This is a genomic window from Gluconobacter sp. P5E10 (assembly GCF_018812145.1).
GTDB lineage: Bacteria > Pseudomonadota > Alphaproteobacteria > Acetobacterales > Acetobacteraceae > Gluconobacter > Gluconobacter cerinus.
Genome location: NZ_JACRVZ010000003.1, coordinates 181,015 through 207,693, shown reverse-complemented (window position 1 = coordinate 207,693; position 26,679 = coordinate 181,015). Strand labels below are relative to the sequence as shown.

The following is a 26,679-nucleotide window of genomic DNA, read 5'->3' as shown; positions in this document are numbered from 1 at the left end:
TTCTTAATTTGCAGCACGTTGTCGCACTTCGGCGGAACGGAGCAGGCGATGAACGATTGGCCGCGGCACCAGCATCTCCAGAAGTCGGGCCAGAGCGAAGGGCCATGGAAACAGAAGATGCGCCCGTCCCTGCCCGATGGCGCGTGCGATGAGCCGCGCTGCTTTGGTGGAGGACACCAGGAGCGGTCGAGCTCCTTCCAGACGCTGGCTCATGGGCGTGTCGACATATCCCGGAGAGACAAGCGTCACATGAACATTGTGCGGTGTCATGGCGGCATGAAGCGCGGTGCTGAAACGGGCAAGGCCAGCTTTTGAGCCGCTATAGGCCGTCGCGACGGGAAGATCATGGAAAGCAGCAACAGAACCGATGAGAGCGATATTTCCGCCACCCCGCGGAGCCATGCGACGTGCCATTTCTGTGGCCAGGGTCACGGGCGTCGTGAAGTTGACCAGTGAAATGGTTTTCACCTGCTCCGGGATTTCTGTGAGTTCATTTTCCGGGCGGATGTCTCCCAGCCCTGCACCGAGAACGAGAATATCGATCGGGCTGACGTCGTCGGCTTCTCGTAAGGCAGCAAGGGCCGCGTCTGTGTCACACAGATCAAGAGCGAGAGTTTCCGTCGTGGCGCCGTGGCGTTGGGCCTGCGCCGCGACCTTATCCAGTCGCTCTTGGTTGCGGCCCCATAGAACAAGATGTGTTCCTGCCCGTGCATAGTGAAGTGCGAGTGCCTCACCGATGCCGCTGGAGGCTCCGGTGATCAGAATTCGTGACTGAGGGCCGCGTCTGGAAAGCGGAAAGGTTGCCATGCGAGAGATATCCACGTTGAAAGTCATGGTCGGATTGGTAATGGGAGGGTATAGCCTTCCGGTGCGAAAAAATGCGACCCTGTGCTGTTAAGGCATATTACTCCATTAGCTCTGAAAAATTTTTCAACCAGAGGTGCAAGGCCCGACCCTATGACATCGCCCGCTCCGCAAGATGATCTAGTAGTCCGTCCGGTTACGACGCGGGCACATTTGAAGCTCTTTATTACCCTGCCCCGCCGTATTTACGCTGGAATGCCCGGGTTTGTTCCGCCACTGGACATGGAACAGAATGACCTTCTGAACCCCAAGAAAGCTGCCATTTTCCGTCATGCCAGCATTCGCTATTTTCTGGCTTGGCGTGGTGACACCCCTGTCGGTCGTATTGCTGCGATTGTTGATCATCGTGCGATTGAATTCTGGGGTGAGAAAACAGGGTCTTTCGGCGCGCTGGATGCTGTGCCGGAGGCGTCTGTTGTTGCAGCCCTCCTGAGTGCTGCCCGTCACTGGCTTCGCCTTCAGGGCATGGATCGCGTGCGTGGTCCGGTTACGCTGAGCGGGAATGGTGAATCCGGGCTCATGATCGAGGGGCAGGATCAGCCACTCATGATTGCGATGCCCTGGCACCCCAAACTGCTGGGGCAGCTGGTCGAAGGCGCTGGCTACGAACGAAGCGAAGATCTTCTGAGCTACCGTTTCTATCTGACTGAAGAAAACAGGGCCAATTTTCGCGTTCCGGGTGATCTGAAAATCGGAGAAGGTCGTCTCGGATCCATTTCCGTAACGCGTCTTTCCAAGAAGCAGATCGCAGCGCAAGGTGAAGTCCTGCGGACGCTCTACAACGATGCCTGGAGTGGAAAGTACAATTTCGTGCCTTTGCAGGACTACGAAATGAAGGCGATGATCAATCAGCTCAAGCCGCTGCTGAGACCAGAGCACTATGTTCAGATTGATCAGGACGGTGAGCCGGTGGCCATGGCTCTGGTTGTTCCCAATCTTTACGATATTGCAGGCGATCTCGGTGGTGATCCCACGCCGCTCGGTTGGATCAAGCTCGCTGCCCGTCTGGGACTGCATCGCTTCCATTCTGCGCGTGTCATTCTGTTGGGCGTCACGCGCAAGCTTCAGGGCACGATGCTGGGCTCTCTCCTGCCCTCTCTGGCAATCTCGGAACTGCTGCGTCGCGGGCGCTCTCTACCCTATTCCTGGGTAGAGCTTGGGTGGATTCAGGAATCTGACACGAGAATGAAGAATTTGGCGGAAGCTGTAGTTCCGCATCCGTACAAGCGTTATCGCCTGTACGAACGCTCAGTCCAGGATTGAGCTCTGAAAGGGGTGCCAGCTTTAGAAGTGCTGCCACCCTTTTTTTTGTATTTCCATAACCTGTCCCTCAGCATTTAGAACGTGAACTCCGGCTCCTGAGCGGATGGCCCCGATACGAGTGACGGGCACGTTTCTTTGAGAGCACGCCTGAACCAACATGCTCTCGTTTTCAGGGGCACAGGTTAAAAGAAGCTCGTAATCATCGCCGCCTGTGAGACGTTGTTCGAGCCATTGTGACCCGAGTGCGTTGGCAGCCGAGGAGGCCGGAACTGTGTCTGCCAAAATATCTATGGCCACACCGGATTCTGCCGCGATATGACCGGAGTCCTGTATCAGGCCATCAGAAATATCCATAGCCGCATGCACAAGCCCACTCAGGTTCAAACCCGTTCGTGGGCGGGGCAAACGGTAACGCTCTGACAGGAAACCTGTTGGATCAGAAATTTTTCCTTGGAGAGCTAACAGGCCAAGCGCGGCATCACCGATTGTTCCGGTAACCCACAGGCTGTCACCAGCTTTGGCTCCGCTCCGGCGAAGAGCAGTGCCTTTTTTCAGTCGTCCAAAAACTGTTGCTGACAGAACAAGTGGACCCGCCGTCGAGGTCGTGTCTCCCCCGAGTAGCGTTACGCCATAGAGCTTCTGATCCTCCGCCAGGCCCGCAGCAAACGCACTGAACCACACGTCATCGTAGCAAGATGCGTGTGGGATGGTGACGTTCAGGGTGTAGGCATAGGGCTCTGCGCCCATGGCGGCGAGATCTGAGAGATTGCAGCGGAGAAGCTTGCGCCCCACTGTTTCAGGGGGATCATCCGTCAGAAAATGGACGTTCTCGACCATCGTGTCGGTAGAAATGGCCATCTCCTGCCCCGAGGGGCAAGAGATCAGCGCGCAGTCGTCTCGAAGGTCGAGACTTTCCGGGCCAGCGAGCTGCCGGAAATGTCGGGCGATGAAACTGAATTCGCCCGACATGCTTCAGGTGTTGCTTTCGTTGCGCCGGCTGACGGCATCAAGAATGCCGTTCACCATCTTTGGCTCGTCCCCGAAGAAAAAGCCGTGTGCAACGTCCATATATTCATTGATCACGATGCGGTCGGGCGTATCGGTGTCAGCGATTTCGAATGTTGCAGCCCGGAGCAGTCCGCGAAGAACGGGATCGAGGCGCGTCATTGGCCACTGCTCGGGAAGCAGATCGCTTAACGTGTGGTCGATCTTGTCCTGATCGAGCGTTACGCCACGAACAATTTCCTGCATCAGAGTCAGGTCGGCATCAGGAATGTGGCCGTCTTCAAAGGATGCTGTCGGGCTGACGCGGCGGTGACGGAGAAACTGGCCGAGGACGGTCTCCGCATTGTCGCCGGACTGTTCGCACTGGAACAGAGCCTGAACGGCTGCAACACGGGCAATTGTCCGGCTGCGGCGCGTTGGTCGGCTGTTGGGCGCGTCTGATGCGGTCATGGTGTCTCCTGGGAGTCGTTTTTTCCGGGAGACGCGTCTGCGTCCCCGGTTATGGGGTTCATGTCGGCGAGGATCTTCGAGAAAGCCTCGACCTCGCGGAAGTCGCGATAAACGCTGGCGAAGCGGACATAAGCCACACCGTCCACCTCGCGCAATGCGTCCATCGCAAGTTCGCCGATACGATGTGAAGAAATATCCTGCTCTCCGGACGCCTCAAGCTGCCGGACAAGCCCATTGACCAGGCGTTCCTGCCGCTCTTCTTCAACGGGGCGTTTGCGCAAAGCGACGCGGATTGAACGGCTGAGCTTGTCCCGATCGAAGGGGACACGCCGGCCATCTGCCTTGATAACGTTCAACTCACGAAGCTGGACGCGCTCTACGGTTGTAAAGCGCTGTGTGCAGACCGAGCAGACGCGCCGACGTCGGATTGCGGTCCCGTCTTCACTGGACCGGCTGTCCTTTACCTGAGTGTCGTCGTGTCCGCAGAAAGGGCAACGCATGAACAGTCCTGATCGTTCGGGCCTTGTCGGGGCCAGGAAAATAGGAGCAGTTTACCGGATCATCCGTTCTGGCCCAAATGGGCCTGTCCGTTACCGGGAGACTATCGTTGAAACGGGTATCTGCGGCTTTTGCTGTCTTGTTATCGCTCTCTGCTGTTCCTGCTTTTGCGCAGGACACTGGCGCTCTGCCAGTTGCACAGCATAATCGCCAAAAAATTGTCGTTCTGGATGGAACACTTGCCCCGTCGAAGCATGACGACACTCGGGCCAATGCGTATTTTACGATTCGCAATGACGATGACAGTGATCATCTGTTGAAGGGCATCACGTCACCGGCCTGCTCCACCATCACAGCGCATCACACGAACCAGGAGCAGACGCAGGCCACGAACGATCTGTTTTCGCATCTGGCTCTGCCCCATAACTCAGACATGATATTTCCGGTTTCCGGCTATCATCTGCTGTGCGGTGGTGTGCAGCAGGGTCTTCAGATCGGACAGAAAGTACCGTTTACCTTCGAGTTCCTCGATGGTGACAGCATAACGATCGGTTTTACGGTCGAAGCGGCCAAATAAACTGATTTGGAGATCTCAGGCCATGATGGTGGCTGAGATCTCCTTGATAACGGCCAGAACCGATTCGCCGTACCGGTCGAGTTTCGAGGCCCCGACCCCTTTGATACTACCGAGTTCCTGATGGCTGACGGGGTGCTCTCTTGCGATGTCCCGAAGAACCGAATCGTGGAAAATGACGTAGGGGGGAATTTCCTGCTCCCGCGCTTCTGAAAGGCGCCATTGCCGCAGGGCATCGAAAACAGATTTTTCTTCTGCGGAAAGATTGTCGTTTTCCGGATTGGTGGTCGGAGACCGCGCAATAAGACTCTGCTTGGCATCCAGTCGCAACGAGACCCTTTCTTCCCCACGAAGGATTGGCCGCGCAATATCGCTCTGAAGCGCAAGGCTCCCATGTTCGCCGTGCGTTCGGATTGCACCGCGCGCGATGAGCTGTCTGACCACGGCACGCCACCAGTTCTCGGTCTGATCCTTCCCGATCCCGAACACTGAAAGGTGCTGATAGGCGTGACGTTCGATGGTTTCGTTGGTTTTGCCGCGTAAGACGTTGGTGAGCTGGACGGCGCCGAGGCGTTGTCCTGTGCGATAAATGGCTGACAAAACTTTCTGTGCGGCTTCAGTGCCATCGAATGTGGACACGGGATTGATGCAGTTGTCGCAATGGCCACAGGGAGAGGACAGATTTTCTCCAAAGCACGCCAGAAGCGCTTGTGTGCGGCAGCCTGTGGTTTCCGTGAGAGCAATCATGCTCTCCAGACGGGACTGCATGACGCGCTTTTCGTTGTCAGGCGCGCTTGACTGCTCCAGCCAGTGTCGCGCGCGAGCCATATCCTCACCGCCATAAAGCAGGAGCGTGTCAGACTTCTCACCATCACGCCCTGCCCGTCCAATCTGCTGGTAATAGGCTTCCGGTGAGGATGGCATGTCCAGATGCACTACACAGCGGACGTCCGGGCGATCAATGCCCATTCCAAATGCTACTGTGGCAACAATGACCATGTCCTCGCCAGAGCGGAACCGCATGAGCGTTGCGCGTTTTTCAATGGGAGACAGGCCTGCGTGAAATGGAAGCGCAGTCAGGCCTTTGCCCCGCAGCATTGTTGCTACACGTTCGGTCTTGTTACGGCTTCCACAGTAGACGATGGCCGCACCGCTCCGATGGCTTTCCAGTGCCTCGGTCAGCTGCTTGCTTTCGCCTCCCTTTGGGCGGGCTTCCATGAAAAGATTAGGCCTGTGAAAGCTCGCCATCAGGACGCGCGCATCGGGCATCCCGAGAACATTCAGGATATCGTCGCGTGTGCGCGGGTCAGCCGTTGCCGTCAGGGCAATACGGGGGACGTTCGGGAAGAGTTCAGGAAGAGATGCGAGGGCTCGATATTCCGGTCGGAATTCGTGTCCCCATGCAGAAACGCAGTGAGCCTCATCAATCGCGATCAGGGAAATACGGCGCTTGGAGAGAAAGTTGCTGGTCGCGGGCTGTAAAAGCCGTTCCGGCGAAATGTACAGGATGTCGATCTGATTATTGCGAAGATCCTGATGCAGGATATCGCGCTCTTCAGCGTCCAGCTCGGAATGAAGGGCTGCGGCACGGATACCGAGCTGCCTCAGGCCGGCTACCTGATCGTCCATCAGAGCAATCAGGGGGGAAATAACGAGACCCATGCCGTCCCGACATAATGCGGGAACCTGATAGCAGAGGCTCTTTCCTCCACCCGTGGGCATCAGGACGAGAACGTCTTCGCCCCGCATGACAGTTTCAACGGCCTCTCCCTGGAGGCCGCGAAATCCTGGAAACCCGAACACGTCTGCAAGGACCTGTTCGGGAGATTGGCCCGGTCTGGCCGCAGGGTGGTTTTGTCCCTCCGTCACTCCGGGCTCCGGCTCAAAGGCCCGGTGTGATCGTGATGGAGACGCGACGCAGCGCAACGTGGGAGGCGTCGATGGTTGTCTCTGGCTCTGGCTTGATCTCGATTTTCGCACCATTCACGCCGTCATTGGCAAGCTGTGTTGCAACGGCCTGCGCACGGCTGTCAGCAAGTTCCTTAAGAACGGCCGGATCACCGTTCATGCCAGCAGAACCGGAAACGCGGATGCTCTGAGCGTGCTCATTGCGTGCTGCCGTAGCCGCTTTTGTGACAACTGCCTGAGCAACCGGGCTCAGGGAAACGGAATCACGGTCGAAAAAAACAACGTAGCTGTCGCGTGTCGGCTGGTCGGCACAACCGGCCAGAGCGGCGGTCAGGACGAAAGCCGGAGCCGCAATACGGATGGAAGAAAGGATACGAACCATGGCGTTACGTCCTGAGAGAAAGAATTGAGGCTCCTAGGTGCCTTGTCGGCAGAGTCTGGTCAACCTGCGCTTGAAACTACCTGTCCGTTCTCAAGGCGCCAGATGCGATCCAGCCTTTCAACGCCTGTCAGGCGATGAGCGATCAGCAGAACGCTGCGGCCTTCTGCAACGTTGTTCAGGGTCTCCAGGAACGCCTTCTCGGTATCTGCATCGAGGCCTGTTGCTGGTTCATCGAGGATCAGGATCGGAGCGTCTGACAGTAGGACACGGGCAAGTGCTATGCGGCGTCCCTGCCCGCCTGAGAGTTTCGATCCACTTTCACCAATCCATGTATCCAGACCTTCAGGAAGGCTGTGCACCAGATCCGCGACTTTCGCCTGATCGAGAGCATTCCAGAGTGCGGCTTCTGGAACATCGGGGCGGCCGAGAAGAAGGTTATTGCGGATCGTATCATCAAAAAGGTGGCTGGACTGCGAGAGCCACGCGACCTGAGAGCGCAATGCGTCGTTGTTCAGATTGGCAATATTTTCGCCACCCAGACGAATTTCTCCATCTTCAGGCGCAACAACTTTCAGAATCAGCGCTGCGAGACTGGATTTTCCAGCACCTGATGGGCCAATCAGCGCTGCGCGCTCGCCCTGCCGAAGAGAGAGGGTGAGATCACGAAAAACTGGTTCCCGATTCGGAGTCCATCGAAAGGTTACCCTATCGACTTTGATGTCTCGTCCAGATGGAAGCGGCGTTGTTCCCTCGGCGACAGTAGGGGTCTTCTCGGCTACTTCCATGATGCGTTCAGCAGCGTACGAAACCTGGCCATATAGAAGGCCTGCACGAGAGAGGCCCGTCACGCCTTCTAGAGCGGTAATGGCAACAAAAAGTGCTGCGATGCCAGCAACTGGTGCGGCCTGCTGGAAAATCAGACCTGCGACTGCGCAGAGAATGATAGCGATACCTGCCTTGGCGACCAGGCCAGCTACAAGATTTGTCAGCGCCATGCGGATGGCCTGTCTGCGCTGGGCAGAGAACAGGGCTTCCTGACGTTCAGTTACCGCGTTTGCAAGGAGGTCTTCGGCGCCAAAAGCGCGAGCCTCACGGAGACCTGACGTCAGATCGAGAGCTGCTACGCGCAGATCGGCCTCAGCGTGAAGAATGTCCGGGCCGAAACGCCGTGACACTCGGGTTGCCACCCAAGGCATGGCGAAAGCGAGAACCGCAAATAGAGCGGTCGTGAGCAAGCCGGGGAGTGTTCCAGCTTTAAGCCAGACAAACGCGGCAACAGGCAGCGTCAGAACAGCGGATGCCATCGGGACCAGAATGCGGAGGTAGAGATTGTCGAGCGTCTGGACGTCTGAGACCAGACGAGACAGGAGATCTCCAGAGCGTTGGAAGCCAAGGCCTGCTGCTGCGCCTTTTGCGAGACGGCGATAGAACCATACGCGCAGGTCTGACAGGGCGCGGAACATCGCATCATGCGTATAGAGGCGTTCCAGATATCGCAGGACGATCTGGGAGGCACCGGCTGCCTGTAACAGCATCGACCCAGCAGCAACCCCTACGGCAGCCGCCGCAACGCGACTACCGGCCTGCCCCATGAGAGCCAGACTGGAGCATACAGCCAGTTCTGCAATGACGATGCCTGTGATCAGGCGGCCGTAATGTGGCTTCCAGACGCGGATAATACGCGAGAGAGCCGTACTGTTCTCCGGGCGCTGCGATTGAAGAGAAGCGCTCATGCTGCTTGCTCCGTATAGGAGATAACGCGACCTTTGCTGAGAACAAGGTGGCGACCATGGAACTTCTGGGCCTGCGCCGAATGTGTACAGAGAACCACTGTTCGCCCCTCAGCCAGACGATGAAGGCTGGTCAGGATGTCCGCCTCTGTCGCCGGGTCCAGATGTGATGTGGGTTCGTCCAGAAGCAGAAGTGGCGCGTTCTTGAGGAAGGCTCTGGCAATCGCAATGCGCTGGGCCTGTCCGCCTGAAAGACCAAACCCGCCTTCTCCGATCCGCGTTTCCAAGCCTTCGGGAAGATGCGGGATATAGCTATCCATTGCTGCGTGAGAAATTGCTGACTGCAACTCCTGGTCGGAAGCCTCAGGTTTAGCGAAAAGAATGTTCTCGCGAATTGTTCCTGCAAAAAGGACCGGTTTCTGCCCGATCCAGCTAATGCGGGATGAAATCTGTCGTGGCGTCAGGGGGGCCATGTTTGTGCCGTCCAGAAGGATGCGGCCCTGTGTCGGGTCTACAAAACCCAGAAGAAGTTCGAGAAGTGTGGATTTGCCCGCGCCCGATGGCCCTTCCAGGATCAATGTCTCGCCGGCCGGGAGTGTGAAGCTCACGTTTTCGATCACGGGACCGCGTTCTTCGTTCCAGGAAAACGACAGGTTTTCAGCAGTCACGGTGAGGCCACGACCATTCTGTACAGCAGCAAGTGCGGGCGTTGACGACAGTTCTTCGGGAAGGTCAGCCAACTCGTGCATAGCCTCGGCGGCTGCTGTCGCATGGGCGCGATCCTGATAAGCCGCAGACAAGGCACGGAAAGACGCGAATGCTTCTGGCACGAGAAGAATGGCGTAAAGGGCGCGTGTCAGGGCAATTTCAGGCGTCGCGCTACTAAGATTATGGCTCTGGGTGATGACGATCAACACCAGCGCTACGACCATGGCGATATCTGTGGTGGCGGATGCAATGAAGGCAATACGCAGGACCTTCATGGTCCGTAGGCGGAGATCATCAGCACTTGCTGCCAGCGCCTGAGCTTCACGTTCCGTGCTGCCAGACAGGACAATCGTGGCAATTCCCTTTACGCGGTCCAGAAAGCGCGTCTGCAGACGTGTCATCGCCAGAAACTGACGGCGGGACGCAACGGCAGTGGCGATCCCGAAGAATGCCTGGAAGACCGGAAGGGATGCGCAGCAGATTGTGAGGATAATGCCCGCACGATGGTTCTGCCAGAAGACAGCCGCAACAACGATCCATTGTGAGACGAGCCAAAGCGCAGATGCCGGGAGCCAGCGTGCAAAATAGCCATCCAGCGCTTCCACGCGATCCACAAGGGTGGAGGCGATTGCCGAGCTGTGTTGCCGACGCAAAAGCGCAGGACCTTCGCCAATAATACGGGCCATGACTTCAGAACGAAGTCGGCGGCGGGCCGAAAGACTTGCGGACGATGCTCTGATGTCCTGCACTGCCGTCAGGCCTACGCGGATCACGCTCACGGCAATGAACATTCCAATAGCCGGGGGGGCGTTGCCCGGATGTCCGGTCAGAATGGCGGCAAGTGTCCGGGCCAGAGCCCATGCCTGCAGAAGACCCAGGAGAGTCGAGAGCAGTCCGAGGATCACTATAACGGAGGTCAGGGAACGGCTGGCACGCCCCTGAGCTTTTATCCACGCTTTTGCGATTGTCTTGTCGGCCTTCATGATCCCTGCATATAGGTCGCAAAGTCGCCACAAGACAGTCTTTGACGCATTTCTTGCTGCTTATTTAGATTTTAAGTGGTTATTTCAGGAGTCGGACGGCCTGCCGGAGCCTGCGGACGATGGCGACTCTTCGCTGTGGATTGCTTTATGGGCAATCGCGACAGCTGTTGGCGACGGATCTGCGGGCACGAACTTCATGTTGTACCAAGTGCCATCTTCATTTGAGATGAGAAGATCCGCATTGATCTGGCGGGCAAATCCCCGGATCAACTGAATGCCGATCCCTTCCCGTCTGTTCCGTGATTCGGTCGCGCGGGACGCTTCGAGCCCAATCCCGTCATCTCCGAGTTCAAATTCTACCAACCCGGATTTGTCAGCAGGTGGATTTTTGACGCGATGAAGCGAAATCCGAACGACGCCCGCACGATTTTCTGGAAAAGCATAACGGAGAGCATTGCTGACAACTTCAGTCACGATCAGAGCAACGGGGACTGCTTGATCGGGAGAAATCAGGACATGTTCGATGTCCAGTTCCAGCCGAATGCGTGTCTGCGTATTCATGCTGTGGGCGGAGAAGAGAATTGAACACAGCTCTTCCAGAAAGCTTTGGACATCCAGCGCCGAAAGGCCGTTTTCGGAATACAGATAACGATGCAGCGTAGCGAGCGCGCGGACCCTGTCCCGCACCAGTCTGAATTCTTCGCGGGCCTCATGGGACCGGATGCGACTGGCTTGAAGATTCAGGAGAGATGCAATGACCTGAAGATTGTTTTTAACCCGATGATGAATTTCCCGGATGAGCATGTCCTGATGGTGGGCGGACTTCTCAAGGGCGCGTTCATGTCGCGTAAGCCGGCGCGTTGCTCTCAAAAAGGCACGCTCAAGATGACGGATTTCCAGAGGGATGGAACGATTGATACGCGGGTCGAATGGCGCCCCTCGCCGCCAGTCCGCTACGGCCAAGGCAAGTCTTTCCAAGGGTTCTACAAGGAAAGTCCGTGCAGCCCACGCGACGATCAACAGCTCCAAGACTAGAAGCGTCGCAATCAGACCCACGCGGATCAGAAAAATATTAAGCGCCCGGCTTTCTTCGTGGGTTCGCTCGGTAGCAACAAGAAGGCTGACCGGGCCATAGGCGTTTTGCAGAACGTAAGTCGTGCCGTGAAACGTGAACGAGTCATGCAAAGCATGATTCGCAATATCTCTTTTCAGCCGATCATGCACAGCCGTGGGAAGTTCTGGAATATTGGGTCGATCTGGAAAAAGCGAAAAAATCGACCCATCCCCCATCATGAGGAGGTTTCTCGCATTGTCGTTGACACCGAGGAGCAGTCTTCCATCACCAGCTGGGAGATGGCTGCGCTGCCAGCCTAGTGTCCTTACGGCGATGATATAGCCTGCGATCGTACCCTGATTCATTAGGGGAACGACGAATCTTATGAGAGGGCCACGCCCTCCCTTGATGACATCGACACCGATATTAGGGCGTGCGCCATTCTGGTTCAGCGTCGTAAGGAGCTGACCGGACGGACAGATCGCCGGGTCTTGAGACGACGGTGGAGGAAGCACAACTGACGGATGCCCCTGCGCGTCAGTCAGCATCAGCGAGCAATAATGATGCTGGGAAATCGTCTGGACGAGGCCGAATTCACGGAGAGCCGTTTCCGCGGTGATGTCCCTGTCAGCCAGCATGTCCAGCACGCTGTGGGTCTGGTCCAGATCGCTTGATAATTCGGAAAGCGCTGCCTGAGCGTCGCGCTCGGTTCTGGCCAGAGCATTGCCAACGTTTTCCTGGTAGCTATGCCACGCCAGAAGACCCGCAATTGTCGCAAGGGGAAGCGTTGTCGCGACGATCAGGGCCATGACGCGAGCCCCAACCGTATCGAACATGCGAACGCTGCGAAAAACCATTCTGCGATAAGGAATGACGAGACCCTTTATGACCTGCTGCCCAGGATCTCAGGCCAGGCTTCCTGTGCAATCACTTTTTCCGGTCTTCTTCGATCAGCTTCAAAAGCTCTTCAGGGATAGGTTCGCTCGCAACATCGTCAAAGAGCTGATGAAGTCCGCGGCTCAGCCAGATACCAAAGGGAGAATCCTGATCATCACCTTTGGATTTTCCGGATGAGGATTGGGACTTGTCTCCTCCGGTCATTGTCTAGTCCTGAGCCTCTCTGTGACAACGCAGAATAATCGCCTCTGCTCCCTGCAGATCGCCGTGTGGTTCTGAGGCTGTTCGAAAGCTACAGGCCTGCACGGCGGTAAAGAACTGTTTACAAAAACGGCTCAGTTACCGCAATCGCTTCAATTCCGAAATGGGCGAAATACGAACGTTTCCGAGAGGCTAAAAGTTCAACCCAGGCTCACGAGAAAAGCAGATCGTCTGCTGACTGTCCTGCACGATGGCGCACATCGATCGCATCACGCAGGGCCTTCACTTTCACGCGCAGCTTGTCGTTGCTCGGCATATCGCCTGTCATCCATGCTTCAAGCTGACGACGAGCGCGGAAAACGCGGCTTTTAGCTGTACCAACAGCACAGTCAGTTGCTTCAGCCAAAGCTTCGTAGCTCATGCCTTGAATAACGACCATAACGAGTGCCTCGCGCTGGTCAGCCGGCAAGCGAGAGAGTGCCAGCGACAGATCTTTCAGAGCCAGGCGGTCTTCATGTGTTGCCGGGCTTGCGAATGTTGATGCTGGCACATCATCAATGTCGGTCGTCTCACGACGCTTGCGCAGGTCGGAGATAAAGCGGTTACGCAGGATACGATGCATCCATGCTGAGAAATTCGTGCCGGGAATGAAGCTGTTCTGGGCGGCTAGAGCATTGCACACGGCGTCCTGAACAAGGTCCTCCGCAGCAGCGCGGTTGCGCGTCAGGGACAGGGCCTGCACACGCAGCTTCGGTAGGATTGCGATGACCTGATCATGGAACGTCATGGGAGTACTCCTGGTTTCGTCCTGTTTCATGGGATCAATGAACGGGGTTCCAGGATCGTTGCATCAAAAGGAAAGTTTTTTTGATATTTTTTTAAAATTATTATTTTTCAGTTGGTTAGAGTGTCATTTCCTGATGATTTTTTCCTTCGGCCAACATGGAAAGCTGGCTTCTTGCTCGTGAGACGCGCGCTTTCATGGTTCCCGATGGAACATTGCAGATGCAGGCGGCTTCTTCATAAGACAGCTCCTGTGCGCCCACGAGGATGATAGCTTCGCGCAGAAGGTCCGGAAGTTTCCAGATAAGCTCTCCGAGATCCGTTACGGCATCTCGGGCACTTTGCATGGAGGGAATTTCGGTCGACAGGGGCATGTCCATTTCGACGTTCTGCATGATCTCCTGTTCACGGGAAGATCGTCTGCGCTGCTCGTAGAAGGCATTTCTCTGAATTGTGAACAACCAGGCTTTCAGCGTGGTTCCTGCCTGGAACTGTGTTTGCGCAGCGAGTGCGCGAACAACTGTGTCCTGCACGAGATCGTCTGCTGCGACGGCATCACGTGTCAGGAACCGTGCGAAACCACGGAGGTCTGGCAAGGTCTTCAGGAGTTCCTGATGAAAGGAAACGCCTCTTTTCTCCTGTGGAGCCGTCTCAGGCTCGGAAACAGGTGCCGTCAGAGGGAGGTCCTTTCAGGAAGGTGAAGTCTGCGGATGCAGACAGACACTAGGCGTATCCGGTCGCTCGTGTCATGATTATTCAATCGCCACAAACGGATAGTCCTTCATAAGGTTTCCGCGCGGCTGTCCAATATCAAGAGGCTGAGGATCCATGGCTGACACGTCACGTCACGAACTCATTGCGGCGCTACCTTATGCTCGCCGTTTTGCCCGTGCCCTGGCTGGAGATCAGGCTCAGGGAGACCGGTTGGTAGCCGGTGCCCTGAAGGATTTTCTGGCAGCAGAGAAATCAGACCTTCCTCCCCGGCTGGCACTATACGGCAAGCTCGTGCAGGAGTTCTCGAAGGAGAATGCTGATCGGCCAGACATGACTCTTGTTCAAAGAGCTCTCATGCTTCTGACCTCGCTTGAGGAGCAGTCGCTGTCGTCGGCCGCTCGGGCTCTCTCCATTTCTGAGGAGGATGCCGCTGCAAATCTGGCTGTGGCTCGACAGGCTCTTCAGGGCATTGCGCAGACGACGGTGCTTATCATTGAAGATGAGCCGATCATTGCCATGGATATTCAGGATCTGGTGGAGCGCTGTGGCCATAAAATCGCGGGTGTTGCGTACACGGAGGCTGACGCCGTGAAGCTGGCTGCCGAGACGAAGCCAGGTCTTATTCTGGCTGATATCAATCTCGGCGGTGGGGGTGATGGAATGCATGCTGTCGGGCGTATTCTGAAAACACATGAAACGCCTGTGATTTTCGTCACGGCTTATCCGGAGCGTTTGTTGACCGGAGAAGCGCATGAGCCTTCCTTCGTGATTACGAAACCATTCGAGCCGATGGCGCTGGCTGTAGCGACCTATCAGGCTGTCACGGGCGGCATAAAGTCCGTCTGAGAGAAAATCCGTCTTTGGGTGCCTTGCGGGCAAACGTTCCCTGCGACACATAGGGGATATGTCGGCACCCATTCTTCTTCTTCAGAATATTACTTACACTCTTGGCGGACGCCCGCTCCTTGATGGCGCCGAGCTCGGCGTTCTTCCGGGCGAACGCATCTGCCTTGTGGGGCGCAATGGCTCCGGTAAGTCTACACTCCTCAAAATAGCGGCTGGCGACATTGTTGCTGACGACGGGACCCGGTTTGTGCAGCCGGGCGTCAAGGTACATTACCTTGCGCAGGAGCCTGATCTGACGGCCTACTCTTCCACCTTCGATTATGTCGCAGATGGGCTGGATGAGACGGAGCACTATCGGGCCCGATCCATGCTTGCTGAACTTGGCATGACGGGTGACGAAGGGTGCGAACGGTTATCTGGCGGCGAGGTTCGCCGCTGCGCCCTCGCCCGCGCCTTGGCTGCGGAGCCAGATCTTCTGCTGCTGGACGAACCGACAAACCATCTGGATCTTCCGACGATTACCTGGCTGGAAAAAGAGCTGGCCGCATCGCGCTGCGCCATGATTGTCATCAGCCATGATCGACGCCTTCTTGAGACGTTATCCCGAAGTGTGGTGTGGCTTGAGCAGGGCAAGACGCGGCGTCTGGACCAAGGCTTTTCGCGCTATGAGACTTGGCGGGACGAAGTGCTGGAACAGGAAGAACGTGATGCTCACAAGCTGGATCGTCAGATTGCTCGGGAAGAGGACTGGATGCGTTATGGCGTGACAGCACGCCGCAAGCGTAATGTCCGGCGTGTCGCTGAACTGGCGTCCTTGAGGAATAACCGTCGAGAAATCTCCGCACGCGGCACCAGCACGCTGCGCATGTCTGCGACGGAAGCAGATGGCGGCGGCAAGATTACGATCGGTACGGAAAGCCTGGGGTGGGCGTATGGGGATCGCACGATTGTAAACAATCTCGATCTCAAGATTCTGCGCGGAGACCGTTTGGGGTTGGTTGGCGCCAATGGTGCGGGAAAGACCACTCTTATTCGTCTTCTGACCGGTCGCATGCCCCCGCAGGAAGGATCTGTTTATATCGGACCGTCTGTTGCGATGGTGACGCTGGACCAGCAGCGTGAAAGTCTGGACCCGACCAAAAGCCTTTCTGACACCCTTACAGGTGGCAGTGGGGATATGGTTCAGGTCGGGAATGAGAAGCGTCACGTTATCGGATATATGAAGGACTTCATGTTCCGTCCGGAACAGGCACGTACGCCCGTTGGAAAATTATCTGGTGGTGAGCGCGGGCGTCTTGCTCTTGCGTGCGCGCTGGCCAAGCCATCCAGCTTGATGGTGCTGGATGAGCCCACCAATGACCTTGATCTGGAAACGTTGGATCTATTGCAGGAGATGCTTGCGGACTATGCGGGGACCGTTCTTCTGGTCAGCCATGATCGTGATTTTCTTGATCGTGTAGCGGGCTCTGTTCTCGTATCCGAGGGGGATGGACAGTGGATCGAGTACGCCGGTGGCTATTCGGACATGCTGGTTCAGAGGCGCGGTGAAGCCCCTGTTGAGCGTCATTCAGAAGATCGGGGTGAGAATGACCTTGCATCAAAAAACACTGTAAAATCAGAAAAGAAGCAGACGAAGCTTAGTTATAATGACAAGCGGACCCTTGACCTTCTTCCTGGCAAAATGACTAAGCTGGAAAAGGCTATTGTCACGTATCGCGAGGCATTGTCTGACCCCGTGCTTTACAGCAAGGACCCAGCAAAATTCACCAAGATCAGTGATGCGCTTCAGGCGGCAGAGCGCGAGTTGAGTGAAGCCGAAGAGCAATGGCTTGAACTGGAAGCCAAAAAAGAAGAGCTGGAAAGCCAGTAAAAAATAAGGTTTTCAGGCCTTATCTGATACCGGGATAAGGCCTGAGAGCTCCATTGCCTTGCGAGACGCATGGATGCTTTCGGTGACGCGGATTGCTGCATCGAGCGCTCGGATTCCAGCTTGGGCATCAACCAGCACTGGTGCACCGTTAAGGCATGATTCAGCAAAAGCTTCGTGCTCTACGGCAAGGTTGTCGTGGTCATGCCAACTGATGGCTTCGCGTTTGAAGCCTCCAGTTCCCGGTAGAGGGAGGCCACGTTCTCTGCCAATGAAGCTGAGTTTGCGCTCCATGAAGTCTGCTGACAGGTAGCCTTCCTGTGAGAAAAGTCTCATACGGCGTTCTGTTTTAAGGGAAATTCTGCTCGCCGTGATTGTGGCGACGCATCCGTTCTCAAATCGGACCCGCGCATTCGCGATGTCCTCGTGTTCGCTTGAAACGGCTGCGCCAATGGCATCGATGTCCGTGATCGGGCTGTCTACGATTGCAAGAACCAGATCCAGGTCATGGATCATCAGGTCCAGAATGACAGACACATCGGTTCCTCTCGACTTGAAAGGCGCGATGCGTGTGGCTTCGATATAGAGCGGCTTGTCGATACGTTCTGTGATGGCCCTGTGCTCTGCGGAGTAGCGCAGCAGATGGCCCACCTGAAGAACTTTACCCGTCCGGGATGCGAGATCCGCCAGATTGCGAGCTTCATCCAAAGTGGCTGCAATCGGCTTCTCAACGAGAACATGACGGTCCGCGTTAAGGGCTTCGCTGGCAAGTCGGAAATGATGCTCGGCTGGAGCTGCAATGATCACAGCCTCAACCGAATTCAGCAGGGTCTCGTAAGTTTCTGCAACGGTACAACGTGCCTCACGAGCGACTGTTGCCGCACGTGCCGGATCAGGGTCGAAAAGCGCCACCAGGTTTTCAGCCGGATTTGCGGCTGATTTGAGGGCGTGAAATCGCCCGAAGTGACCGGCACCGACGATGCCGACCCGAAGCTGTCGCCGAGTGTTCATGAGTGACAGGATTACCAGTCCATCACGGCTTCGCAAAGCCGTCAGGGGCGGAATGTTGGTGAAAGGTTGCATCGGCATTGCGGAAGCGGCATGGTCCCGCGCAAGAAACTCGAACCGTCCAAACCCGCCGAGGACATCTCGACCCGTTATGATGTATTATAGCCGGCTCAGACTGCTGGGCGTCGCAGGCATCTGCCTGATCGGCCTCCTGTTCTGTCTGCCTAATTTCATGCGTGCCCCCACGCAGTCCCTGCCCTGGCGGCAGATCCACCTTGGCCTTGATCTCCGTGGTGGTTCATATCTGCTGCTGCAGCTCGACCTGAAGTCCTTGGAGCATGACCGCCTGCAGTCCCTGCAGGATCAGGCACGTCAGACCCTTCTGGACAAATCTCTCGGTTACCGTGACTTCCAGAAGGATGATCAGACGGCCAGCCTGAGCTTTGAGCCCCGCTCAGATGCGGAGCGCGCTGTTGCACTGAAGACGATGCAGGATCTTCCTGTCGTTGTGCCTGATGAATTTCATGTCACTGAGGCCAACGGTCGTATTGTGCTTACGCTTCAGCATGATGCTATGTTGGCGCGTGCCCGGGACGCTGTTGCCCAGTCCATTGAGATCGTTCGCCGCCGTATTGATGCTACGGGTGCGATTGATCCGAGTATCGCCCGTGAGGGCGATGACCGGATCGTGGTGGAACTGCCTGGTGTCAGTGATCCCGAGCGGATCAAGACTCTTCTGGGAACAACTGCCCGTCTGACGTTCCGGCTGCTGGCGCCAAACCCAAGTGTTGCCAGCCCCGGTTCGGCGATGCTGGAAGACATCAGCACCCATTCTCAGGTCGCCGTACAGGACCATGTGGATGTTGACGGTACGGATCTGACGAACGCGGGTGCGGTGATCGATCAGCAGAGCGGTGGCTGGGCCGTGACGTTCCAGCTCAATAGCGCTGGTGCAACAGCTTTTGCCAATACGACCCGCGCGAATGTGGGTAAGCGATTTGCGATCGTGCTTGATAACAAGGTTATCGAAGCGCCGAACATTATTAATCCGATTACGGCAGGGAGTGGTCAGATCACAGGTGGCTTTGATGCCCACAGTGCGTCCGATCTTGCGCTTTTGCTGCGTGCTGGCGCTCTGCCCGCTCCGTTGGCTGTTATTGAGCAGCGCACGATTGGTCCGAGCCTTGGCGCTGCGTCCATCCACGCTGGTATTCTCAGCCTTGCGGCCGGATTTGTTCTGGTCGTGGTGTTCATGGTGCTCTTCTACGGTCGCTTCGGCCTGTATGCGGATATTGCGCTGTTCGCCAACCTGATCCTGATGGTCGCGATCCTGTCTCTTTTCCAGGCGACGCTGACGCTGCCAGGTATGGCGGGTATGCTGTTGACGCTTGGTATGGCTGTGGATGCCAATATCCTCATCAATGAGCGCATCCGAGAAGAAGTGAAGCGCGGGCGTGCACCGCTGCAGGCGCTGCAGGCTGGCTTCGAGCGCGCAACAAGCACAATCGTTGACAGTAATGCGACGGCGTTTCTCGCGCATGTCATGCTGTTCGTGTTCGGCACGGGTCCCGTGCGGAACTTCGCCCTGACGATTACCATCGGCATCGTGACGACCCTCTTCACGACCCTGCTGCTGTCACGCTTCCTTGTCGTGCGGTGGTATGCCCTTGCCCGTCCCAAAGAACTGCCGGTCTGAACGTCATGCTGTCACGTCCCCTTCTCCGTTTTGTCCGTGACGATCGGCGCATCAACTTCATGCGCGGCCGTCATATGGGGCTTATCGTTTCGGCGGTTCTCTCCATTGCTTCTGTCATCCTGTTTTTCGAGCCGGGCCTGAAACTTGGCCTCGATTTTCGGGGTGGTATCATCGTCGAAGCCCAGACGCCGGGAGCCGCAGATTTTGGCAAGCTGCGCTCTGCTTTGGAAAAGGCAGGCATTCATCCGGATGCTGTTCAGGCCTTCGGTTCTCCGCGGGATGTCCGCATCTCAATCAATGCGCCGGAAGGTGCGGATCGTGAAGCGCAGACACAGAAGCTTGTCGATGGCGTAAAGACCGCCATCTCAGCAGCCGAACCCGGTACGCAGGTTCTGCGGGCGGATGCTGTTGGTGCGTCGGTATCTTCCGAGCTTTTCCGGGATGGCCTGTTGGCGCTCGGTTTCAGTCTGGCCATGATTCTGGCTTACATCTGGATCCGCTTTGAGCGTGAGTTCGCCATTAGTGCTGTGGTGACACTTATTCTGGATCTGACGAAAACTGTGGGCTTCCTCGCCATTACGCGTTTTGAGTTTGATCTGGTGATGGTTGCCGCATTGCTGACGATCCTCGGATATTCCACCAATGACAAGGTGGTTGTTTATGATCGTATCCGTGAAAATCTTCGCAAATACCGTACGATGCCGCTTCGCGAACTTCTGGATCTCTCCATCAATGAGACCCTGAATCGTACGCTCGGCACCTCCATGACCGTCTTTCTTGCGGCCCTACCGCTGGCTTTGTTTGGTGGCAGCACGCTGACCGGGTTCGCAACGGTCATGCTGTTCGGTATCGTTGTTGGAACATCGTCTTCCATTTTCATCGCTGCTCCCCTGCTGCTTTTGATGGGTGAAAAGCGACTTCGGAAAACTCCTTCTTCCGATACGGAATGACGCTCTGAAGTCTTTATCAGGCACAAAAAAACCGGCTCTAACTGAGCCGGTTTTTTTGTGCCTTGAGGCGGAATGCCTAGCTATCGAAGCTGGTCAGAAGTGCTGCGATTGCGGCGTCTGCCTGACGATTTTCCGATGATGTCTGAAGCCTTGTAGCGTTCAGAACTGCTTTTTGAGCATCATGGTCGAGGCTTATGAGCTTTTGAACATTCTGAGGGGTAACTTTTCCCCTCATTAACGCCCCTCGTGCCATGCCGTGAGCAATCAGATACGCATAAAGTCTGGCATTCGGAGATGGGGGCACGCCTTCGAAAGGACGTGCCACGCATCCACAGAGCAGGCTCCCCACCAAAACAAAACCTGTCAGTTTGCGGGTGAAGGTTGCTCCGAAAGGAGCCTGCCGTGACATCAGGAAGCCTTGGTGGCCAGAATGTCGCGGATCTCTGTCAGGAGAACTTCTTCCTTGGTCGGTGCTGGCGGCGCTGCTGGTGCAGCTTCTTCCTTGCGGTGAAGCTTGCCGATGAGGCGCACAACCCAGAAGATGAAGAATGCCACGATCAGGAACTGAATGACAGCATTCAGGAAAACACCCAGATTGACGGTAACCGCACCGGCCTTCTGTGCTTCTGCAAGGGTATCCTTGACCGGGCCTTTCAGGGTGATGAAGAGGTTAGAGAAATCCACACCACCTGTCAGGAGGCCGATAAAAGGCGTCAGGACATCTTTGACGGCGCTGTTCACAATCGTGGTGAAGGCCGCACCGATGATGACACCGACGGCGAGATCCAGCACGTTTCCGCGCATAATGAATTTCTGGAAGTCGCTCAGCCAGCCCGGAGTATGCAGGGCATGTTTCGTTTCGCTCATATTTCGAACCTCTCTTGGGGGAACCCGCATCACTGCGGTTGCAGGCCGGAAAAGCGCTACCTGCATCGCCCAAGGGATAAACGGACTCATGCGATCCCGTAAAGTGTGCTTTCATCCTTGAGCGGTTTCCGTTATACGCGCCTCATGATTCGCTCCGGTCGGTATCGGAGCTTTTTTCCTGGAGTAGAGAATTCATGAAATCCGGCATTCATCCCGACTACCACGAAATCAACGTCATCATGACCGATGGCACCGAGTACAAGACCCGCTCCTGCTATGGTCAGCCTGGTGCTACGCTGCGTCTCGACGTTGATCCGAAGTCCCATCCGGCCTGGACTGGCGTGCAGCGTATGCTCGACACCGGAGGCCAGGTTGCCAAGTTCAACAAGCGCTTCGCTGGTATCGGTACCCGCAAGTAAGCTTGTCTGCCTCCACGCTCCCCTCTTGAAGGGGCGCAGGACAGGTACCATCTGGAATATCGGTCATGATGCCTTCGGGGTCATGGCCGGTAAACCAAGCGCAGTCTGCCAATTGGGGATTGCATCAGATGAACCCTGCCTTGAGGAGGTTTTCATGACATACGATTTTACGCCGCTGTTCCGCAGCGCAATTGGCTTTGATCGCCTTGCCCGTATGGCTGGCAACGCTGCCAATGCTCAGGCTATGCCGAGCTACCCCCCCTACAATATCGAAAAAACTGCCGAGACAGACTACGCCTTGACCATGGCTCTTGCCGGTTTTGGCCCGGATAATGTTGAGGTTCTCCAGGAAGACAATACGCTTGTCATCCGTGGCAGCGTTCCCGAAAATACCCGGGATCGTGAGTGGCTTCATCGCGGCATTGCGACGAGAGCTTTTGAGCGGCGCTTCGTGCTTGCTGATCACACAGAAATTGATCAGGCCGAGCTTCAGAATGGTTTGTTGACCATCGTAGTGCGGCAGGTTGTTCCTGAAGCTGTCCGGCCGCGCCGTATTCCGATCGTCACAGGGAATGGCGTTCCTGGTCATCAGAACGTAGCGGCATCCACATACGCTGGCACGCAGCACGCTGCATGACGGAGGATCGGCAGGGCGGTTTTTGGATTTGCCCTGCCGTTTCGACCTTGACCAGATGTGTGATGGTGCCCCATACCGTTTCTCATTATCGCCGTGCATCCAGCAGGTGCCGCGATCATATCCCGAGCGGCCTTTCGTTCCTCTCCGGGTACGCCAATCGGTGCCTGCGCTCTCGCCGGCCCCTTAGCGCCCCAAAAGGAACGCACTGACATGACCCTGCCTTTGATGCCCAAGGCCACGGCCGTCTGGCTAATCGAGAAAACCGGCCTGACCTTTACTCAAATTGCTGAATTCTGTGGCATGCATCCGCTTGAAGTTCAGGCAATTGCTGATGGTGAAGTTGCGGCCGGAATCAACGGTTACGATCCGGTCAAAAATCATCAGCTGTCTGACGCCGAGATCAAGCGCTGCGAAGCGAACCCGGATTCCAAGCTGAAGATCCTGTCATCTGGCAGCCCGGTGAAGCGTCGCGCCAAGGGCGCGCGTTATACGCCTGTCGCAAAGCGCAATGACCGCCCTGATGCCATTGCGTTTGTTCTTCGTCAGTTCCCGCATCTGACGGAAGCTCAGATCGTAAAGCTTCTGGGCACGACGAAGGACACCATCATCAAGGTGCGTGACCGCCAGCATTGGAATAGCGCGAACATCAAGCCGCGCGATCCGGTCATTCTCGGTCTTTGCACCCAGATGGATCTGAACGCAGCGGTGTCAGCTGCCAACGACCGTCTTGCCCGTGAGGGACAGACGCTTCCTGTGGTGAGTGCTTACGACGCTCATGAAGACAGCGCTCACTGAGCTGAAATCAAGGATGTAGCTTTTCACGAAGCTGCATCCTTTTTTTATTGGTGCGGGCCTGACTGGTTTAGGCCGCCTCAGCCGTGATATGGATTCATGACGATGGACGGAATGAATTCTGTTCGTCATCATGCCGTGACAGAGTTCCGGGACCGATAGCAATGATGACCGATAACAATGCCATGCTCCGCCGCCTCCACGAACTCCGGAGCGAGCATCGCGATCTTGATACGGTTATTGAGCGCCTGGTGGACCATCCCCTCAATCAGCTCCAGATCCTGCGCCTTAAAAAGCGCAAGCTGCAGCTAAAAGACGAGATTTCCTGGATCGAGACCCGTCTGATTCCGGATAACATTGCCTGATGAGCCAGATCCTTTCTCCGAGCGAGACCATTCAAGCAGAAGACGCTGTGCGCGTTGGTGTCATTATGGGGAGCCAGTCCGACTGGGAAACCATGCGGCATGCCTGTGACATTCTGGACGAACTGGGCATTGCCCATGAACGTCGGATTGTCTCTGCGCATCGGACGCCAGATCGTCTTGCGGACTATGCCCGTACGGCCCGCAGCCGTGGATTGCATGTCGTTATCGCGGGCGCGGGTGGTGCTGCCCATCTACCCGGCATGTGCGCGGCGTGGACGTCCCTTCCCGTTCTCGGCGTTCCGGTGGAAAGTCATGCCCTGAAGGGACAGGATAGCCTGCTGTCCATCGTTCAGATGCCAGGCGGCGTGCCTGTTGGAACGCTGGCGATTGGCAAGGCTGGGGCCAAGAATGCTGGCCTGTTGGCGGCTTCCATTCTCTCTTTGGCCGATCCGGAGCTAGCTGCCCGTCTTGATGCGTGGCGCGGTACTCAGACGGCAGCTGTTGCGGACATTCCTGTCGAATGACGGTTCAGAATAATCAGGTTTTTGCACCTGGAAGTACAATCGGGATTATTGGCGGCGGCCAGTTGGGACGCATGTCAGCAATGGCTGCGGCCAAGCTTGGTTATCGTGTTCATATCCTGAATCCGGCCGCCACGAGCCCGGCTATTGAAGTTTCAGCCTCCGCGACGGTCGGGTCTTACGATGATCCCGTAGCGCTGGAAGATTTTGCTTCTCGCTGTGACGTTGTGACGTTCGAGTTCGAGAACATCAGCGTCGAGGGTCTGTCACTGCTCGAAAAACGTCGCCCCGTCCGTCCAGGTGGTGAGATCCTCAGGATCAGTCAGGATCGGGTTCTGGAAAAGACCCGGCTGGCTCAGGCTGGGGTGGAGCTTGCCCCGTGGAAAGAAGTATCCGGACCGGCTGATCTTTCTGCTGTGGGAGAGCTGGGTTTCCCTCTCATCCTGAAGACAACCCGTTTTGGTTATGACGGGAAAGGACAGTTTCGGGTTGAGAATGCGGAAGCCCTCTCGGCTCTGACGGATCTGCCGTATCCGCTTGTTGCGGAAAAGATGATCGACTTTCAGCGTGAGCTGAGTGTGATGGTTGTTCGCGGAAGTGACGGAACGGTACGATGTTTCGACGCAGTGGAAAACCGCCATCGCGACGGTATTCTGGACATCACCCTTGCTCCCGCGCGCGTCATGCCAGAGGTTGCAGAACGCGCTCAGGCCATTGCAATCCGCATTGCGACGGATCTCGAGCTGGTTGGCATCATGGGCGTGGAGATGTTCCATGCCGCTGATGGTCAGTTACTGGTCAATGAAATTGCTCCCCGGCCCCACAATTCAGGGCACTGGACGATGGATGCTTGTCTGATTGACCAGTTTGAAATGCATATTCGGGCTGTAGCGGGGCTGCCCCTTCCACCCGCGCGCCGTCATTCGGACGCTGTCATGCATAATCTTGTCGGGCCGGAAGATATGGCGCGGGTTCCTGCCATACTGGCCACAGACGGTGCATCACTGCATCTCTATGGCAAGCACGAGGCGCGTCCGGGCCGGAAGATGGGGCACGTCAACACGCTCTTTCCGCGGGGGGCATTGCCGGGCGAACTGGCCCTTGAAGGATTATTGCCTCCGAGGGGCTGAGAGTGGCTTGCGCTAGATCAGGCCAAGCCGCTGGAAGCTGGTATGTTTTCCATTTCCGATGATGAGGTGATCCGTGAGCTGGACGCCCACAACATCCAGAGCAGCTTGAACCTGCTGGGTCATCTGGATGTCGGCTTGTGAGGGCGTTGGGTCACCGCTTGGGTGGTTGTGCACCAAGATGAGGGATGCAGCTTCAATTTCGATTGCGCGGCGGGCGACCTCCCTGGGGTACACAGGGGTATGGTTGACCGTACCGCGCGCCTGAGCTTCATCAGCGATTAGGCTGTTTTTCTCATTGAGGAAAAGGATACGGAATTGCTCGATATTTTCTCGGGCAAGTCTGGCCGTCAGATAGTCGAGAAGCTTCTGCTCGCTATCGAGAATATCAATTTTGGGTAACCGCTCCCGATTATAGCGAAGTGCAGCTTCATGCAGGACCCGGATCATTGGGATCATGTGTGATCCCATCTCTTTGATGCTGGCCAATTCCCGGTTTGTGGCTGCCAGAATGCCCGCCAGTGATCCAAACCGCTCTAGCAGTAACGGGCTCAGGGTCTCCGCTTTTGCTTCGTGGCCGGTGAAAAGAGTGATGACCATTCTGAGAAGAGTATTGTCATCCAGATGACGACCTCGTCCGCTCAGTAAGGCCCGGGGCGGTTCGGGGAGCTCGACCGATTGCTGCATGGTTACGGCTACGGACTTTATGGTCTGAAGCAGTTCACTGTTCAGAACTTCAGAAAATCCGTCTTCGGTAGCCAGGGTATCGTCCATGCGTTTTTGTGGCATTTCCCAAGTGTTATTATCAAGCCAACGGATATGAGCCTACGCCTCGAAAGGCTACCTTGCAAAGTTACAGCAGGCCTTCCTGACGAAAGCTGCGCACTGCTGTGTTGGGCGTATCTAACAGAATGTCATGCAGAACAATCGAGAGCGGCCTGAGCGCCGTTTCCAGCGTTCGGGCTGCGGTTGAAAGCGCGACGGGCTTCAAAGCTGGTTGAACATGAAGTCCAATGACGGCGGTGGCGTGCAGGGCAAGTGCGCGGATTGCGATAGCGCGATTCAGGAAGGTAATATCTTCGATTTCGGGAGCTGCTTCATCGGATAAAAGACGATTGCGATTGTCCAGGTAAAAAAGGCGGAATTGCCCGCGGATGGCTCCCGCCAGGGCGGTCTCAAGATATTTCATCAACTGAGGCCAATCCCCTAAAACGGGCTGTTCGCGGTGTTCGGCAGATGCCAGTCGTTCTGCCGCAACGGCTGGCAGTCTCAGTGCACGAATGGTGTCGTCGTTGAGGCCTGCGCTTCTCAAATCCTGTGTGGGCGCGCGGAAGACGTCGATCAGGCTTCCGAAGTGGCTGATGAGGCCTTTTGCGAGCGGCTTGGTATCCTTGCGCGGGATGCCCAAGAACAGCAGCATTTCCAGAATTTCGTAATCTGCAAGGGTTTCTGCGCCGTTGGTTTCAACGCGTGTTCGCATTCTGGCGCGATGTCCCTGCGGGCCTGTGCCGCGTGTCAGGTCGATCCGGGGAGATGATGTGTTGGCCATAGGGCCATCACACTCTATATC

At 56.3% G+C, this 26,679-nt stretch carries 29 protein-coding genes; 12 read left to right on the top strand and 17 right to left on the bottom strand.

Translation table 11 applies throughout. From position 1 onward, the window contains the following. Positions 1–3: 3 nt before the first annotated feature. Complete coding sequence (locus KP707_RS07475; protein ID WP_211502700.1) at positions 4–807, bottom strand: SDR family oxidoreductase; 804 nt, start codon at positions 805–807, stop codon at positions 4–6. Positions 808–957: 150 nt separating this feature from the next. Between KP707_RS07475 and KP707_RS07470 the strand changes: the two genes are divergently transcribed. After that, positions 958–2,127, top strand: a complete 1,170-nt coding sequence (locus tag KP707_RS07470) for a hypothetical protein (protein ID WP_211502699.1) — start codon at positions 958–960, stop codon at positions 2,125–2,127. 21 nt (positions 2,128–2,148) lie between these two features. Here the strand turns inward: KP707_RS07470 and thiL are convergent, their stop codons facing one another. From thiL to nrdR, 3 genes are read right to left on the bottom strand one after another with little or no spacing between them, the layout of a single operon-like run. Beyond that, a complete protein-coding gene (gene thiL / locus KP707_RS07465; protein ID WP_211502698.1) occupies positions 2,149–3,096 on the bottom strand; it encodes a thiamine-phosphate kinase in 948 nt (315 codons plus the stop codon). Between the two features lie 3 nt (positions 3,097–3,099). Beyond that, positions 3,100–3,582, bottom strand: coding sequence for a transcription antitermination factor NusB (gene nusB, locus KP707_RS07460; RefSeq protein WP_046901521.1), 483 nt, complete (start codon positions 3,580–3,582; stop codon positions 3,100–3,102). Next, on the bottom strand, positions 3,579–4,082 hold the full coding sequence (nrdR, locus tag KP707_RS07455; RefSeq protein ID WP_046901522.1) for a transcriptional regulator NrdR: 504 nt from the start codon (positions 4,080–4,082) through the stop codon (positions 3,579–3,581). Before nrdR ends, nusB begins: the two co-directional genes overlap by 4 nt. Before the next feature lie 107 nt (positions 4,083–4,189). Here nrdR and KP707_RS07450 point away from each other — a divergent pair, with 107 nt between their 5' ends. Beyond that, on the top strand, positions 4,190–4,657 hold the full coding sequence (locus KP707_RS07450) for a copper chaperone PCu(A)C (protein ID WP_099212706.1): 468 nt from the start codon (positions 4,190–4,192) through the stop codon (positions 4,655–4,657). A 15-nt stretch (positions 4,658–4,672) separates the two neighbouring features. Here KP707_RS07450 and recQ read toward each other — a convergent pair whose 3' ends face one another. From recQ to KP707_RS07410, 8 genes are all read right to left on the bottom strand, one after another. Next, positions 4,673–6,523: a DNA helicase RecQ gene (gene recQ / locus KP707_RS07445; protein WP_211502697.1), complete on the bottom strand. Its 1,851-nt coding sequence runs from the start codon at positions 6,521–6,523 to the stop codon at positions 4,673–4,675. 13 nt (positions 6,524–6,536) lie between these two features. After that, on the bottom strand, positions 6,537–6,944 hold the full coding sequence (locus tag KP707_RS07440; RefSeq protein WP_046901524.1) for an OmpA family protein: 408 nt from the start codon (positions 6,942–6,944) through the stop codon (positions 6,537–6,539). Positions 6,945–7,003: 59 nt separating this feature from the next. Next, entirely contained in the window at positions 7,004–8,677 is a 1,674-nt protein-coding gene (cydC, locus tag KP707_RS07435; protein WP_211506766.1) for a thiol reductant ABC exporter subunit CydC, read from the bottom strand. Then, a complete protein-coding gene (cydD, locus tag KP707_RS07430) occupies positions 8,674–10,365 on the bottom strand; it encodes a thiol reductant ABC exporter subunit CydD (protein WP_211506767.1) in 1,692 nt (563 codons plus the stop codon). Before cydD ends, cydC begins: the two co-directional genes overlap by 4 nt. Before the next feature lie 84 nt (positions 10,366–10,449). Continuing rightward, positions 10,450–12,255, bottom strand: coding sequence for a sensor histidine kinase (locus KP707_RS07425; protein ID WP_249202855.1), 1,806 nt, complete (start codon positions 12,253–12,255; stop codon positions 10,450–10,452). A 91-nt stretch (positions 12,256–12,346) separates the two neighbouring features. Beyond that, entirely contained in the window at positions 12,347–12,520 is a 174-nt protein-coding gene (locus KP707_RS07420) for a NepR family anti-sigma factor (RefSeq protein ID WP_160298815.1), read from the bottom strand. Between the two features lie 208 nt (positions 12,521–12,728). Continuing rightward, positions 12,729–13,304: a sigma-70 family RNA polymerase sigma factor gene (locus tag KP707_RS07415; protein WP_046901528.1), complete on the bottom strand. Its 576-nt coding sequence runs from the start codon at positions 13,302–13,304 to the stop codon at positions 12,729–12,731. Between the two features lie 115 nt (positions 13,305–13,419). Further along, complete coding sequence (locus KP707_RS07410; protein WP_249202854.1) at positions 13,420–13,896, bottom strand: sigma-70 family RNA polymerase sigma factor; 477 nt, start codon at positions 13,894–13,896, stop codon at positions 13,420–13,422. A gap of 232 nt (positions 13,897–14,128) precedes the next feature. Between KP707_RS07410 and KP707_RS07405 the strand changes: the two genes are divergently transcribed. Both KP707_RS07405 and KP707_RS07400 read left to right on the top strand, forming a co-directional pair. Next, positions 14,129–14,860 carry a response regulator gene (locus KP707_RS07405; protein WP_211502693.1) on the top strand — a complete coding sequence of 244 codons (732 nt, stop codon included), beginning with the start codon at positions 14,129–14,131 and terminating at the stop codon, positions 14,858–14,860. Between the two features lie 58 nt (positions 14,861–14,918). Beyond that, a complete protein-coding gene (locus tag KP707_RS07400; protein ID WP_211502692.1) occupies positions 14,919–16,730 on the top strand; it encodes an ABC-F family ATP-binding cassette domain-containing protein in 1,812 nt (603 codons plus the stop codon). Between the two features lie 12 nt (positions 16,731–16,742). On the opposite strand, the gene KP707_RS07395 is transcribed toward KP707_RS07400, so the two are convergent. After that, positions 16,743–17,738 carry a Gfo/Idh/MocA family protein gene (locus tag KP707_RS07395; protein ID WP_211502838.1) on the bottom strand — a complete coding sequence of 332 codons (996 nt, stop codon included), beginning with the start codon at positions 17,736–17,738 and terminating at the stop codon, positions 16,743–16,745. Between the two features lie 151 nt (positions 17,739–17,889). On the opposite strand from KP707_RS07395, the gene secD reads away from it, so the two are divergent. Together secD and secF are read left to right on the top strand one after the other, a co-directional pair. After that, positions 17,890–19,431, top strand: a complete 1,542-nt coding sequence (gene secD, locus KP707_RS07390; RefSeq protein WP_064273473.1) for a protein translocase subunit SecD — start codon at positions 17,890–17,892, stop codon at positions 19,429–19,431. A gap of 5 nt (positions 19,432–19,436) precedes the next feature. Next, complete coding sequence (gene secF / locus KP707_RS07385) at positions 19,437–20,381, top strand: protein translocase subunit SecF (protein WP_064273272.1); 945 nt, start codon at positions 19,437–19,439, stop codon at positions 20,379–20,381. A gap of 76 nt (positions 20,382–20,457) precedes the next feature. On the opposite strand, the gene KP707_RS07380 is transcribed toward secF, so the two are convergent. Together KP707_RS07380 and mscL are read right to left on the bottom strand one after the other, a co-directional pair. After that, positions 20,458–20,790 (bottom strand): hypothetical protein, encoded by a 333-nt coding sequence (locus KP707_RS07380; RefSeq protein WP_211506768.1) that lies wholly within the window; start codon positions 20,788–20,790, stop codon positions 20,458–20,460. Further along, positions 20,790–21,248: a large-conductance mechanosensitive channel protein MscL gene (gene mscL / locus KP707_RS07375; RefSeq protein WP_099212467.1), complete on the bottom strand. Its 459-nt coding sequence runs from the start codon at positions 21,246–21,248 to the stop codon at positions 20,790–20,792. Before mscL ends, KP707_RS07380 begins: the two co-directional genes overlap by 1 nt. Positions 21,249–21,442: 194 nt before the next feature. Between mscL and rpmE the strand changes: the two genes are divergently transcribed. The 6 genes from rpmE to KP707_RS07345 all read left to right on the top strand — a co-directional run bounded on the left by rpmE (position 21,443) and on the right by KP707_RS07345 (position 25,112). Beyond that, a complete protein-coding gene (gene rpmE / locus KP707_RS07370) occupies positions 21,443–21,667 on the top strand; it encodes a 50S ribosomal protein L31 (protein WP_046901535.1) in 225 nt (74 codons plus the stop codon). A gap of 154 nt (positions 21,668–21,821) precedes the next feature. Continuing rightward, a complete protein-coding gene (locus tag KP707_RS07365) occupies positions 21,822–22,304 on the top strand; it encodes an Hsp20 family protein (RefSeq protein WP_249195217.1) in 483 nt (160 codons plus the stop codon). A gap of 210 nt (positions 22,305–22,514) precedes the next feature. Beyond that, on the top strand, positions 22,515–23,099 hold the full coding sequence (locus KP707_RS07360; protein ID WP_046901536.1) for a DUF1013 domain-containing protein: 585 nt from the start codon (positions 22,515–22,517) through the stop codon (positions 23,097–23,099). Between the two features lie 161 nt (positions 23,100–23,260). Then, complete coding sequence (locus KP707_RS07355) at positions 23,261–23,461, top strand: YdcH family protein (protein ID WP_046901537.1); 201 nt, start codon at positions 23,261–23,263, stop codon at positions 23,459–23,461. After that, on the top strand, positions 23,461–23,985 hold the full coding sequence (purE, locus tag KP707_RS07350) for a 5-(carboxyamino)imidazole ribonucleotide mutase (RefSeq protein ID WP_064273283.1): 525 nt from the start codon (positions 23,461–23,463) through the stop codon (positions 23,983–23,985). Before KP707_RS07355 ends, purE begins: the two co-directional genes overlap by 1 nt. Beyond that, positions 23,982–25,112: a 5-(carboxyamino)imidazole ribonucleotide synthase gene (locus KP707_RS07345; protein ID WP_211498088.1), complete on the top strand. Its 1,131-nt coding sequence runs from the start codon at positions 23,982–23,984 to the stop codon at positions 25,110–25,112. Before purE ends, KP707_RS07345 begins: the two co-directional genes overlap by 4 nt. Before the next feature lie 12 nt (positions 25,113–25,124). Here KP707_RS07345 and radC read toward each other — a convergent pair whose 3' ends face one another. Continuing rightward, positions 25,125–25,883, bottom strand: coding sequence for a RadC family protein (gene radC, locus KP707_RS07340; RefSeq protein ID WP_211502689.1), 759 nt, complete (start codon positions 25,881–25,883; stop codon positions 25,125–25,127). Positions 25,884–25,962: 79 nt separating this feature from the next. After that, complete coding sequence (locus KP707_RS07335; protein ID WP_211502688.1) at positions 25,963–26,658, bottom strand: RadC family protein; 696 nt, start codon at positions 26,656–26,658, stop codon at positions 25,963–25,965. Between the last annotated feature and the right edge of the window lie 21 nt (positions 26,659–26,679).